At 71.3% G+C, this 13,014-nt stretch carries 12 protein-coding genes and 2 pseudogenes; 5 read left to right on the top strand and 9 right to left on the bottom strand.

Annotated elements, in window-relative coordinates:
- The coding region (locus NAM01S_RS33815) for a serine/threonine-protein kinase (RefSeq protein WP_084482643.1) at nt 1–1,397 on the bottom strand (1,397 nt) is incomplete at its 3' end.
- Between the two features lie 283 nt (nt 1,398–1,680).
- On the opposite strand from NAM01S_RS33815, the gene NAM01S_RS08090 reads away from it, so the two are divergent.
- Nucleotides 1,681–2,577: a serine hydrolase gene (locus NAM01S_RS08090; protein WP_245910430.1), complete on the top strand. Its 897-nt coding sequence runs from the start codon at nt 1,681–1,683 to the stop codon at nt 2,575–2,577.
- On the opposite strand, the gene NAM01S_RS08085 is transcribed toward NAM01S_RS08090, so the two are convergent.
- The 4 genes and pseudogenes from NAM01S_RS08085 to NAM01S_RS37500 all read right to left on the bottom strand — a co-directional run.
- Nucleotides 2,578–3,243, bottom strand: coding sequence for a response regulator (locus tag NAM01S_RS08085; RefSeq protein WP_067781715.1), 666 nt, complete (start codon nt 3,241–3,243; stop codon nt 2,578–2,580).
- A gap of 168 nt (nt 3,244–3,411) precedes the next feature.
- A pseudogene (locus NAM01S_RS37200) lies at nt 3,412–4,631 on the bottom strand (sensor histidine kinase).
- A gap of 201 nt (nt 4,632–4,832) precedes the next feature.
- Entirely contained in the window at nt 4,833–5,045 is a 213-nt protein-coding gene (locus tag NAM01S_RS35925; RefSeq protein WP_174554782.1) for a hypothetical protein, read from the bottom strand.
- 492 nt (nt 5,046–5,537) lie between these two features.
- Nucleotides 5,538–5,630 (bottom strand): annotated as a pseudogene (locus NAM01S_RS37500) (GMC oxidoreductase); the annotation flags it as partial.
- Between the two features lie 30 nt (nt 5,631–5,660).
- Between NAM01S_RS37500 and NAM01S_RS08070 the strand changes: the two are divergent.
- The 3 genes from NAM01S_RS08070 (at nt 5,661) to NAM01S_RS08060 (ending at nt 9,033) form a co-directional block, all read left to right on the top strand.
- Nucleotides 5,661–7,085, top strand: a complete 1,425-nt coding sequence (locus NAM01S_RS08070; protein WP_084482641.1) for an alpha/beta-hydrolase family protein — start codon at nt 5,661–5,663, stop codon at nt 7,083–7,085.
- A gap of 165 nt (nt 7,086–7,250) precedes the next feature.
- Complete coding sequence (locus NAM01S_RS08065) at nt 7,251–7,697, top strand: SRPBCC domain-containing protein (RefSeq protein ID WP_067781711.1); 447 nt, start codon at nt 7,251–7,253, stop codon at nt 7,695–7,697.
- Nucleotides 7,698–7,788: 91 nt separating this feature from the next.
- A complete protein-coding gene (locus tag NAM01S_RS08060; protein WP_084482639.1) occupies nt 7,789–9,033 on the top strand; it encodes an SGNH/GDSL hydrolase family protein in 1,245 nt (414 codons plus the stop codon).
- Between the two features lie 70 nt (nt 9,034–9,103).
- On the opposite strand, the gene gatA is transcribed toward NAM01S_RS08060, so the two are convergent.
- Nucleotides 9,104–10,630: an Asp-tRNA(Asn)/Glu-tRNA(Gln) amidotransferase subunit GatA gene (gene gatA, locus NAM01S_RS08055; RefSeq protein WP_084482637.1), complete on the bottom strand. Its 1,527-nt coding sequence runs from the start codon at nt 10,628–10,630 to the stop codon at nt 9,104–9,106.
- A complete protein-coding gene (gatC, locus tag NAM01S_RS08050) occupies nt 10,627–10,926 on the bottom strand; it encodes an Asp-tRNA(Asn)/Glu-tRNA(Gln) amidotransferase subunit GatC (protein WP_067781792.1) in 300 nt (99 codons plus the stop codon). The genes gatA and gatC overlap by 4 nt, the downstream gene beginning before the upstream one ends.
- 364 nt (nt 10,927–11,290) lie before the next feature.
- Here gatC and NAM01S_RS08045 point away from each other — a divergent pair, with 364 nt between their 5' ends.
- Nucleotides 11,291–11,941 carry an ACT domain-containing protein gene (locus NAM01S_RS08045; protein WP_067781705.1) on the top strand — a complete coding sequence of 217 codons (651 nt, stop codon included), beginning with the start codon at nt 11,291–11,293 and terminating at the stop codon, nt 11,939–11,941.
- A gap of 89 nt (nt 11,942–12,030) precedes the next feature.
- Here NAM01S_RS08045 and NAM01S_RS08040 read toward each other — a convergent pair whose 3' ends face one another.
- Complete coding sequence (locus NAM01S_RS08040; protein ID WP_067781702.1) at nt 12,031–12,537, bottom strand: GNAT family N-acetyltransferase; 507 nt, start codon at nt 12,535–12,537, stop codon at nt 12,031–12,033.
- A 46-nt stretch (nt 12,538–12,583) separates the two neighbouring features.
- Entirely contained in the window at nt 12,584–12,928 is a 345-nt protein-coding gene (locus NAM01S_RS08035; RefSeq protein ID WP_067781700.1) for a hypothetical protein, read from the bottom strand.
- Between the last annotated feature and the right edge of the window lie 86 nt (nt 12,929–13,014).

The raw sequence follows: 13,014 nt of genomic DNA, 5'->3' as shown, positions 1-13,014 counted from the left end.
GGAGGCAACGGGACCACTTGCTGCGGCGACCCGCCGGGCGAAGCTGCCGACCGCGACGCACTCGGGGGCACCGAGACCACTTGCCACGGCGGTGCGGCGGGCGAAGCTGCCGACTGCGGCGCATTCGCGGGCACCGAGACCGCTTGCGGTGCGGCGGGCGGGACTGCCGACTGCGACGCAGTCGGAGGCACCGAGACCGCCTGCTGCGGCGACCCGCCGGACGAAGCTGCCGACTGCGACGCGCTCGGGGGCACCGAGACCACTTGCCACGGCGGCGCGACGGGCGGGACTGCCGAGTGCGGCGCATTCGACGGCAACGGGGCCGCCCCGGGCGGAGGCACCGCAGGCTGGGCCACGTGCTGCGGCGCAGGCGGGGCAGGCGGGGCAGGCGGAGGCGGGGTAAGCCCGTGTGGCGCCTGCATCGGAATCGGCTGCGGCGGAACGGGTTGCGGCGGCATCGGTCGTACCGGTGCGGGCGGCACCGGTTGGGGGTAGCCGCGCGGTGCGGGATACGGCTGAGGCGCGTACGTAGGTGGTGGGAGGACGGGCAGCGGGGGTGGGCCCACCGCGGTCAGCGCCTTGCGGGCGGCGGCGGCGAACTCGGTGCAGGAGCGGTAGCGGTGTTCCGGGCGTTTCGCCATGCCCGCGGCGAGCACGGCGTCCAGCGCGGGGTTGAGGTTCGGTCGGCGCAGGCGGATCGAGGGCAGCGGTAGCTGGAGGTGGCCGTTGATGATGTCGGCGGGGTTGGCGGAGTCGAACGGCCCGACCCCGGCCAGCAACCAATACAGCGCGCAGGCCAGCGAGTACTGGTCGGAGCGGTTGCCCAGCGGCGCGCCGGTCATCTGTTCCGGCGAGGCGTAGGCAAGGGTGGCGGTGAACATGCCGGTCTGGGTCAGGTGGGTGGAGTCCTCGCGCAGGCGCGCGATGCCGAAGTCGGTCAGGAAGACCCGCTCCCCCTGGCCGCCGCTCGACCTGGCCAGCATGATGTTGGCGGGCTTGACATCACGGTGCAGCACACCCATGCCGTGCGCGTAATCCAGTGCGTCCGCGACCCCTTCGACGATCTGCACGGCCCGCTCGGGCGGCAACGTCATCGGGTTCACCGCGGCCGCGTCGACGCCGTCGACGTACTGCATGGAGATCCACAGCTGACCGTCCTCGGAGCCGCGATCGTAGACCGCCACGATGCTCGGGTGATCCAGCTGCGCGGCCAGGTCGGCCTCGCGCTCGAAGCGGGCCCGCACCTCGTTGTCCAGGAACAGATCGCGGTTGAGCAGCTTGAGCGCGGTGAGCCGGGACAACCTCGGATGGCGGGCCAGGTAGACCGAGCCCATACCGCCCTGCCCGAGCAGCCGTTCCACGGTGAATCCCGCGAACACCTCACCGCTGGTGAGCAAAGGCGACCCCCTTCCGGTCCAGGACAGCAAGCGTAATCGACACGGTGCGCCGGAAGCCCGCCACGGGCCGCAGCGAATGCGCAGCTACATCGCCGAGATCTCCGTGGTTTCGCGTTCCGCGCCGGGATCGGCAAACTATGTACAGCACATCATCATCGCGTCACTTCCCACGAGCGAGCACGGTGGTGGGTTCTCGGCCGGTGAATCACCCGGACGGGTTGGACGGGTAGATGGCACCGCCGAGGGCCGCGACATGCGCGGGGCGGTGGGGAGGTTGACGGTGGTGAAGTCGGCTCGAATCGCTTCCGCGTGTCGTCCGGTGCTGCGCGGAGCCGTCGCGGCGACGATGCTGGCCATGGTTTCGTGCGGTCTGATTCCCGAGCGGGCGGAGCGGCCCGCCGCGGCGACGGTGACGGCGCAGACAGTGGGTACCTGGAAGGCGGGGCGCACGGTGAGCCTGCCTGATTCGCTCGCCGCCGATTTCACCCAGTTGCAGCCCGGCCTGCACGGCCAGGTCGGCCTGGCGATCATGCCGGTCGGCGGCAACCGGATCACCGTCTTCGGGGACTGGACCACCGGCATCGCGTGGTCCACGATCAAGGTTCCGCTGGCCATCGCCGCGCTGCGCCACGACCCCGAGGGCGCCATGCACGACGCGGAGGCGGCCATCACGTGGTCCGACAACGACGCCGCCGACGCGCTGTGGAATTCGCTCGGAGACGGGCTGGAGGCGGCGCAGGCCGTGCAGCAGGTGCTCGACGAGGCGGGCGACGCGGTCACCGGCGTGGCGGGCCCGCGTACCCGGCTGGACTACAAGGCGTTCGGCGCGACCGAGTGGTCGCTGACCGATCAGGTCCGCTTCGCCTCGCGCCTGCCGTGCCTGCCGCAGACCGAGACGGTGACCCGGCTGATGGGTGAGATCACCCCCGACCAGGGTTGGGGACTCGGCACGCTGGAGGGCGCCGAGTTCAAGGGCGGCTGGGGCCCGGACGACGAGACCGGCATCTACACGGTGCGCCAATTCGGTCTGCTGCCGTCCCGCTCCGGCCTGGTCGCGGTCGCCCTTGCGGCACAGGCGGATTCGGGAACCTTCACGGACGCGACCGCGCTGCTGGACAGCTTGGCCGCGCTGCTCGGCCGCCACGTCGACGAGCTGCGCGGCGGCAAGTGCCCGGCCTGATCAGCCGGGCGTGACAAGCCCGGATTCGTAGGCGAGCACGACGGCCTGCGCGCGGTCGCGCAGGTTCAGCTTCGAGAAGACCTTGGAGACGTGGGTTTTCACGGTCTGCTCGGCCACGAACAGCGCCTCGGCGATCTCAGTGTTGGACATGCCCTTCGCGATCAGCTCCAGCACTTCCCGTTCCCGTGGGGTGAGGGCGGCCAGTTGCGGCGCGGGTTTGGCGCGGGCGGCGGCGCGGCGGCTGGTGACGTCGGCGATGAGCCTGCGGGTGACGGTCGGCGCGAGCAGCGCCTGCCCCTCGGCGACCACCCGCACCGCGCGCACCAACTCCTCGGCGGGCGCGTCCTTGAGCAGGAACCCGCTGGCGCCGAGGCTCAGCGCCTCGTACACGTAGTCGTCGATGTCGAAGGTGGTCAGCATCAGCACCCGCACCGGCGGGTCGAAGCCCGCAGCGAGGATGGCGCGCGCCGCGTCGAGCCCGTTCATCTCGGGCATGCGCACGTCCATCAGCACGACATCCGGGCGCAGCCGCTTGGCCTCGGCCACCGCGACCTTGCCGTCGGGGGCGTCGCCGACGACGCTGATGTCCGGTTGGGCGGCGAGCAGCGCGCCGAAACCCTGGCGCACCATCGCCTGGTCGTCGGCGATCAAAACCGTTATTGCCACGCGCCCACCCTAATTGCCGCCCCCCGCACCGGTTCGACCGCGGAGGTATGCCTCGATGGACGCCGCCGGACCAAGTCCCGAGCATGGCCAGACCTGATGCGGAGGTACGCACAACAGACGCTGCCGTACGAAGCCTGCGCACGGCCGCAGCGCATGCGGAGGTACGCCTTATTGCACTGTCGGCGTCGCGATCGGCACCGCCGCAGTCGTCGCGAGCACCGGGCCCAGCGGGAGCCGGGCCTTCACCTCGAACCCGCCGTCGTCGCTCGGACCGGCCGTCACCTCGCCGCCCGCGGCCAACGCCCTTGCCCGCATTCCCGCGATGCCGTGTCCGCCGTTGCCGACCGGCCGCGCGGGCGTCGCCCCCGGACCGTTGACCACCCGCAGGTGCAGCTCCAACCCGCGGACGATCTCCACCCGCACCGGCGCACCCGGCGCGTGCCGTGACGCGTTCGACAGCGATTCCTGCGCGATCCGGTACAACGCGAGCCCGGTGGTCTCGGGCACCGATCCCAGGTCGCCCTCGATGGTCCAGTCGATCGTGACGCCTGCGCGCCGGGCGCCGTCGAACAGCGCGAGCACGTCCTCGGCCTTCGGCTGGGGCGCGTGTTCGGGCAGCTGGCCGTCGCTGCGCAGGACGCCGAGCATGCCGCGGATCTCGTTGAGCGCCTCGCGCGCGGTGGCGCCGATCGATTCGAACTCGGCGCGGGCGGCCGGGGTCCGCCCTCGACCCGGTAGGGCGCGGTCTGCGCCTGCACCACCACGAGGGACATGTGGTGGGCCACCACGTCGTGCAGGTCTCGGGCGATGCGCGCCTTCTCCTCGAGGATCGCGCGGCGGGCCCGTTCGAGCTCGTTCTCCTCCTCTTGGCGCACCAGTGCCCGGCGCGAAAGCACCAGCCACCGGACCAGCAGGGCGAACAGCACCACCGCCGCCAGCGCGATGGGCCAGCCCCACGCCGCGTTGGCGAACGCCTCGCCCTCGCCCGGCATGGTCGTGCCGAACAGCAACGAGGTCGCGCCCCACGCGACGGCGACGATCTGCACCGGCGCCCGCAATCCCACGGCGAACAGCAGCGCGATCAGCGCGATCACCTGCACCACCTGGAACGGCAGATCGTTGTTCGGCTGATGCGGGATGGCCAGCGCGATGAGCAGCGCCGAGCCGGCGGAGATGGACCAGCCCAGCGCCGGGTTGACCCGCACGAGCAGGATCGGGAACGCGGCGAACGCGGCGATGAACGGCTGTGCCCCCGGCGACACGGCGTGCGTCAGGTGCAGCGTCGGCCACGCGACCGCGTAGAGGATCAGCGAGGTCAGCACGACGGACACGTCGAACCAGCCACGCGCGTCCAGCCGCTTCGCCAGGTCACGGGTCTTCTCCTTCATGGCTACGACCCTAGAAACCCGGGCCCGGCACGTGCCTCATACCCACGGGTGAATTCCTACCCCGTACTCCGGGGTGAGCCGACCCGCCCGATCCCCCGGCAGCACGGCGGCGCAAACCCCACCTCGGCGGGAGGTCGGTGAGTGTGCGCCGTTCCTAGCGTCAAGGCCCATGAGGACCGAGACCACCGCCGCCACCGACCGTCACCCGACCGCACCGCTCGGGCTGCGCCGGGTCGCCGCGCTGACGGCCGCGGCGCTGACCACGATGTCGGCCACCGTCGCCATGGCCCCCGCCGCGCAGGCGGCCACCGTCGCACCACCCGTCGTCGAGAATGTCGCGGCCGCCACCGCGGTCGCCGCGCTGACCGCGAACGAAACCGTCTCGGCCGCAGCGCTTCCCGACGACTTCGCCACGGTGCTCGGTTATCGACCGGTCCCGGTGCACGGCCTGCTGACCAACCCCGGCGGCGACTGTTCCTCCCCCGTCCCGCTGCCCACCGAGTTCGAAACCGCATGCAAGGCACACGATCTCGGCTACGACCTGCTGCGCTACGCGGATCGGCGCGGCGAACCGCTCGGCCCGTGGGCTCGCCAGGCCGTGGACGCGGCCCTGGACCGCCGGATGCGGGAGGCGTGCGACGCACGCACCGAGCCGTGGGGTCGGGCCAGGTGCTACGCGATGGCCGATATCGCCGACACCGTGGTGGATCTGAACTCGCGCCGCCAGCACTACGGCGCTCCCGTCGTCGAGACGATGCTGGGCGCGGGCGGCGCGGCGACCGGATGGAGTGGCTGGCAGGTTGGTCTCGCCGGACTCGGCGCGCTCGGGCTCGGTACGCTGCTCGCTCTCCTTCTCGGCGCGCTGCGTCGAGCGTCCGGCGGTCGATCCGAGGATGCCGCGCCCAGCGGCATCACCGATGCGTCAGCGACCCGAAGTCCTGGCACGCCGAGAACTTCGAGCCGCAGCGTGACGACGTTGGCCGGGTCGGTGCCGATCCGGTACAACGCCGTCGCGGCAGAGGTTTCGGCATGACCACGACGACGCGGCGATTCCCCGAAAGCCCTCGCACGGACCCGGAAACACCGCTCCCGGACCACCGGAGCTGGGCCGCCATCGCCGCCTCGCGGACCGCACCGCGCATCGGGACGACGGCGGCGGTCGGTGCGGGAACACTCCTCTCGCTCGCGCCGGGTCTACTACCCCGCACGCCCGGTGCCCAAGCCGTGCTCACCGCACTGCTGATCTGCTGTGCACTCGGGTTCGCGGGCGTATTGCGTTTCTTGTTCGGCCGGTGGGACTTCGACGGCGATCGGCGCTTCGCTCGCTACCGCCGACCGCTGTTGGTGGTGGTGGCCCTGGCCGTGACGGTCGCCGCTTGGCGCGCCGGGCACTGGCAGAACGATCTGCGTGCCGCCATGGGAACCCCGGCCATCGGCCCCGGCTACTGGCTGCACTGCGCGCTCGCCACCGCACTGCTCACCGGCATCGTCATCGGGATCACCAAGGCGCTCGGCTGGGCGCTGCGCAAACTCGGCTTGCTCCGCGGACTCGTGCTGGGCCTGGTCACAGCGGCGGTGGGCTACGTCGTGCTGGCGCCCGCGGTGGTGGGGTGGCGGCAGCAGGTGTACGCGGCGGCCAACGTCGCGATGGATCCCGCGCTGACACAACCCGTTTCGCACACCAGATCGGGCAGCGCCGGATCCGCGGTCAGCTGGCCGTCGCTCGGCGCTCAGGGCCGCAAGTTCGTCAGCGGAACGCCCGAGGGACCGGTCCGGGTGTACGTCGGGGTGGATTCCGCGCCGGATCTGGATTCCCGTGTGGCACTGGCCATCCGGGAGCTGGAGCGCTCGGGCGGGCTGTACCGGTCCAATCTCGTCGTCGCCCTGCCGACGGGCTCCGGCTGGATCGACGCCAACGCGGTGACCGGGTTCGCCGAACGCTTCGGCGGTGACGTCGCGGTGGTCGGTCTCCAGTACTCCTACGCGCCGAGCTGGGTGACGTTCGTCTTCGGCCGCGCCGAGGCGGTGCGGGCCGCCCGCGCCCTCTTCGACGCCGTGGAGCGTCGCCTGAGCGCCATGGACCGACCGCCCCGGCTGTTCGTCTACGGCCAGAGCCTCGGCGCCCTCGGCGGCAGCGCGATCTTCGCCGACGACGCCGAGCAGGACCGCCGCACCTGCGCCGCGCTCTGGGCCGGTCCGCCCGCGGGCGACGTGCACCGCGCGGGCGCGACCGTGCTGGCCAACAGCTCCGATCCGGTCGTGCACTGGTCGCCCGCCCTGCTGTGGCGCGCGCCCGACCTGACCGGCGTGCGAGTCGATGCCCCGATTCCGCGCTGGCTTCCGGTGGTCACCTTCCTGCAAACCACCGCGGACCTGCTCGCCGCCCTCGACGCGCCCCCTGGCCACGGCCACCGCTACGGCACCGACCAGGGCACAGCCCTCGGCTCCTGCTGACCCCCACCCCGAGACCGGTGACCTCGCAGAGGCTTCGCACGCCTCGCAGGGCTTAAACAAAACCTCTGCGAAGGGTAGAGAAGGTCTGCGAGGCCCCCGGTACCGCGGGGTTCCCGGCTGGGGTTTCCGTTGACGCGGCAGTAGAACTTGTTCTAGTTTGCTCGCATGGGCTTTGTCATCGACGTGGCCGTGTACATCGACGCACCGGCCGATCTGGTGTGGCAAGTGATCACGGACCTCCCCCGCTACGGCGAGTGGAATCCCTTCGTCACCGAATGCGAGAGCACGCTCACGCCCGGCGACCCGATCGACATGCTCGTGCAGGTCTACGGCTCCACCCCGCGGCGGCAGCGCGAATGGATTCGCAGCCACACCCCGGGCCGTGAGCTGAGCTACTCGATGAAGCCGGTGCCGCTCGGCGCGCTGCACAGCCTGCGCTCGCACACCGTCACCGCGGTGAGTCCCGAACGCACACGCTACGAATCGCATTTCGAGCTCGGCGGCTGGTTCCACCCCGTGGTGGCCGCGGCGCTCGGCGCGAATCTGCGCCGCGGTTTCGAGGGCATGACCGCGGGCGTTCAGCGCCGCGCCGAGATGTTGCGCACCGGCTGATTTCGCGCCGGGAATCGTCGCGCGGCTTTCGTGGTTGTGCCGTCCTGTTCGGCGCTTCGCCGAGTTCGACCACGAGAGAACGGATTCCGTCGTGCGCATCCTCCGCGCCCTGCTGGCGCTGCTGCTGATCCTGCTACCGTTCACCGCCGCGGGCGCGGCGGCCCGTCCAGCGGATCCGCCGGGGTGGACCGCGGCGTGGGCGACGTCTCCGCACCAACCGAGCCGCGCCTTCGTGTCCAACTGGGCGCTGGAAGGGTTCGCGAATCAGACACTGCGCCAAGAGATTCGGGTCAGCGAAGGCGGACTCTCCACACGTGTCCGGCTGACCAACCGCTACGGCGCGACACCGCTGAAGATCGCGGGCGCGACCATCGCCCGCACCGAGGGAGCGGGCGGCATCCAGCCGGAGAGCCTGTCGCACTTGACCGTCGGCCTGTCGCCGGCATTCGTCATCGCGCCGGGCGCCGACCTCGTCACCGATCCGGTCGCCTTGCCGCTCAACGCCTTCGACACCATCAGCATCACGCTGTACTTCGCCGAACCGACCGGCCCCGCGACGCAGCACGCGCAGTCCATCGCCACCACCTACCGCGCCGCGGGCGATCACCGCGCCGACCCGACCGCCGCCGCGTTCACCGCGACCACCCCGACCTGGTACTACCTGGCGGGCGTCGAGGTGGCCGATCTCCTGCCGAACCCGCCCGCCATCGTGGCCTTCGGCGACTCCATCACCGACGGCGTCGGATCGACCACCGACGCGGACAACCGCTTCCCCGACGAACTCGCCGAACGCCTCGCCGCGGCGGGCACCCCGCGCGCGGTGCTGAACCAGGGCATCGGCGGCAACCGGGTGACCGTCGACTCCGACTGGCTCGGTGAGAGCGCGCTGCACCGCTTCCAGCGCGACGTCCTCGACCAGCCCGGCGTCGGCACGGTGATCATCCTGGAGGGCGCGAACGACATCGGTCTCAGCGCTGGCGCTGCCAACCTGAGCGAGCCGCCGACGCCGGTCTCCGCGGAGCAGCTGATCGCCGCGCACCGCGAGCTGATCGGCCGGGCCAGGGCCGCCGGACTGCGCGTCATCGGGGCGACCATCCTGCCGTTCGGCGGTTCGCCGTACGACACGCCGGAAGGCGAGGCCAAGCGCACGGCCGTCAACGAGTGGATTCGCACCTCCGGCGAATACGACGCGGTCGTCGACACCGCCGCCGTGCTCGCCGATCCTGCGAACCCGAGCCGGTTGAACCCGGCCTTCGACAGCGGAGATCGCTTACACCCCAACGACGCGGGCTTCCGCGCGATGGCGCAGGCCGTGAATCTCGCCGATCTGCGCTGAGAACTCACGCACCGAAACGGCGAGCGGGCCGGGGCATCGCGCCCCGGCCCGCTCGCCGTTGTCCGGTCCGTCAGGCGACGGGTCCGCGGGCGGCCTCATAGGCCGCGCCGACCCGGTACAGGCGGTCGTCGGCCAGCGCGGGCGCCATGATCTGCAAGCCGACCGGCATGCCGTCGTCCTTGCTCAGCCCGGACGGCACCGACATGGCCGGGTGGCCCGCCAGGTTGGTCGGCAGCGTGCACAGGTCCGACAGGTACATGGCCAGCGGGTCGTCGACCTTCTCGCCCAGCTTCCACGGGGTGAACGGGCTGGTCGGCGAGACGAGCACGTCGACCTTCTCGTAGGCGGCGTCGAAATCGCGCGCGATCAGAGTGCGGACCTTGAGCGCCTGACCGTAGTACTCGTCGTAGTAGCCCGCCGAGAGCGCGTAGGTGCCGATCATGATGCGGCGCTTGACCTCCGGACCGAAACCCGCGGCGCGGGTCAGCGCCATGACCTGTTCGGCGCTGTGCGTGCCGTCGTCGCCGACGCGCAGGCCGTAGCGCATGGCGTCGAAGCGCGCCAGGTTCGACGACACCTCCGACGGCATCACCAGGTAGTAGGACGGCAGGCCGTACTCGAAGTGCGGGCACGACACCTCGACGACCTCCGCGCCCAGCTCCTTCAGCACGCCGACCGCGGCGTCGAAGGAGGCGAGCACGCCCGGCTGGTAGCTGTCGGAGTGCAGCTCCTTGACCACGCCGATCTTCACGCCGCGCAGATCGCCCTCGGCGCCCGCGCGCGCGGCGGCCACCACCGGCGGCACCGGCACGTCGCGGGAGGTGGAGTCGCGCGGGTCGTACCCGGCGATCACCTCGTGCAGCAGCGCGGTGTCGAGCACCGTGCGGCCGCAGGGGCCGCCCTGGTCCAGCGAGGACGCGCAGGCGACGAGGCCGAAACGGGAGACCGTGCCGTAGGTGGGCTTGGTGCCGACGGTCGCGGTCACCGCGGCGGGCTGCCGGATCGAGCCGCCGGTGTCGGTGCCGATGGCCAGCGGCGCCTGGTACGACGCCAGCGCGGCCGCCGAGCCGCCGCCGGAGCCGCCCGGGATTCGGCTGGTGTCCCACGGGTTGCGGGTCGGGCCGTAGGCGGAGTTCTCGGTGGACGAGCCCATGGCGAACTCGTCCATGTTGGTCTTGCCGAGGATCGGGATGCCCGCCGCGCGCAGCTTGGTGGTCAGCGTCGCGTCGTACGGCGACATCCAGCCCTCGAGGATCTTCGAGGCGCAGGTGGTCGGCATGTCCGTGGTGGTGAACACGTCCTTGAGCGCCAACGGAACTCCGGCAAGCGGCGAGGCGGGCGCCTGGCCGTCGGCCAGCGCCGCGTCCACCGCGTTCGCCGCCGCGAGCGCCTGCTCGCCCGCGACGTGCAGGAACGCGTTGAGCTCGCCGTCCACCTCGGCGATCCGATCCAGATGCGCCTGGGTGACCTCGGCCGAGGACACCTCGCGGGCGTGGATCTTCGCGGCCAGCTCGGCCGCACTCAGGGTGGTCAGGTCGGGCCCACCCGTCTCCCGGCCGCCGCCCCTCATGGAATCGCCCTGCGATGCTGTACTCATTCGCCCTCTCCCAGAATCTGCGGCACCATGAACCGCTGCTCCTCGACCGCCGGTGCGGCCGCCAGCGCCTCGTGCGGCGTCAGGCCGGGCACGAGCTCGTCGGGGCGCGTCACATTGGTCGCCGGATTCGGCGAGGCCGTAGCCGGGACGTCGGCGGCGGCGACCTCGGAGATGGTCCGCACGTGGCTCAGGATCGAATCCAGCTGACCGGCGAACTGATCCAGTTCGGCGTCGGTCAGCGCGAGCCGGGACAGCCGGGCGAGGTGTGCGACCTCGTCGCGGGAGATGGCGGGCACCGCGGGACCCCTTTCGGCATGGTTGTGCATGGGTGGCCGTGCACGACGACCGCGCTGGCGCTCGGCTCACATCGTGCACGGCAGATGTTAGTCCGCGACCGGGATCGCTCCGCCCACCCGGTCGCTGCCGGGGCTGCGGTGGACAGATAGACACTACGCCGAGCGACTCACCGCCCCTCCGACAGCAAGAACTCCGACGACACACCACCGAATCTAGGGCGACACGCCGGAGTGGCGCGAAATTGCCGTGTGGCGTTCGTCACTGGCCGCGCTTCGAGTCGATAACGGGCCGCAAGGGGTGTAAGTATTGCCAGACCCGGGTATCCGACCACCAGGCTCGGCCGGCCAGAGGAAAGGAACGCGCGTGTCTTACCTGCTCCGCGTGCAACTTCCGGATCGCCCGGGAAGCCTCGGCGCACTCGCGCTCGCATTGGGTTCCGTCGGCGCCGACATCCTCTCGCTGGATGTGGTGGAACGAGGGGCAGGCTTCGCCGTGGACGATCTCGTCGTGGAAGTTCCACCCAACGCACTCCCCGACACGCTGATCACCGCGGCGGAGTCGATCGGCGACGTGCACGTGGACTCGATCCGCCCCTATTCGGGCGTGCTGGACACGCACCGCGAGCTCGAGCTCATCGACCAGGTGGCCAGCGCCCGCGACGACCGGCTGCAAGTGCTCGTCGACGGCGTCCCCCGGGTGCTGCGCGTCGGCTGGAGCACCGTGATCGATCTCGGTCCGCACGGCGCCTACCGGCTCGTCGGCAGCCAGAGCGCGCCGCAGACCCAGGCCGGTTCGGCGCCGTGGATGCCGCTGGAGAAGCCCGCGGTGCTCGATCCGGAGGCCGAGTGGGTGCCGCAGATCTGGCGCGACATGGACACCAAGCTGGCGGCGGCGCCGCTGGGCAACACCGGCAAGGTGCTGCTGCTCGGCAGGCCGGGCGGGCCGGACTTCCGGCCGTCGGAGGTGGCGCGGCTCGGGTATCTGGCGGGCATCGTCGCCACCGTGCTCGGCTGAAGCTCGCCGAGGGTTTCCCGGCACAGCGACGCTTTCCGGCATGGCGGAGGCGAGCTCCGGCCCGTCCCTTGCCGCGTACGCGAACGGCGTCAGTGCGCAATCAGCGGTAAGCGCAGGACGGTGAGCAGCTCCCCCGCCTGCGTCGTCCAATCCCGTTCCGGCACAGCGACGAAACCGAAACGGTCGTAGATGCGGCGGGCGTCGGCCATCGCGGACATGGTGGTCAGCGCGACCGCCTCGCACGACTCCTTGGTCGCCATCTCGATCACGGTGCGCACCAACGCCGTTCCCGCGCCGAGGCCCCTTGCCCGCTTGGCGACCGCGAGCATGCGGAACTCCAGTTCGCCGGGGCGCGCGATCTCCGCGTAGGGCGTGCCGTAGCGGGCGACGGTGAGCGAGCCGATCACGCGGTCGTCGTGCACCGCGACCAAGACCTGCGCCGCGGCGGCCCTGCGCTCGGTGCCTGCCAGCTCGGCGACGTACGGACTGTCCGGATGGACATAACCCTCGCCCACGTACACGTCGACGGTCAGCTCACCGACCGCGGCGTATTCCTCCGGGGTCGCCGTCCGGATGATCAGCTCGCTCGCGCCCATACCGGCATCCTGCCACCGCCGAGAGCGACCTTGACATTTGACCAGTTCAGGAACCCAGCCCCGGACGGCTCCCCGGGTGAGCGATCTGCCACCGCTCGGGCTTCCCCGGGGGGTAGACCACGGGGATGTAGTCGCCGATCGCGGGCCACCGGTTCACGTCCCAGGCGAAGCGGCCGTAGACCACGGTGCCCGGCACCGAAGGGCCGGTCACATTGCCGGTGATCGTGACGTACTGCTCGCCCTCGGCGTCCGGGCGCGGGCTCACACCGGTCACGTACAGCGTGCCGGACTCCGGTTCGGCCAGCTGGAAGCCGCGCCGTCCCCGGCGGTAGGAGACCAGCAGTGCCACGAGCAGGGTGACCATGATCAGCAGCATCGCGATTTCCAGCATGAGCCCATCGTATGGCCCACACGAGCACACCCTCCGCCCCGCGCGTCCCCGCCAGCTCCGTCCTCGCGGACCGTCCACCCGCTTCG

It is taken from the genome of Nocardia amikacinitolerans NBRC 108937, assembly GCF_001612615.1.
Lineage (GTDB): Bacteria > Actinomycetota > Actinomycetes > Mycobacteriales > Mycobacteriaceae > Nocardia > Nocardia amikacinitolerans.
The sequence above is the reverse complement of the archived record's forward strand: the minus strand, read 5'-3'. Positions and strand labels throughout refer to the sequence as shown.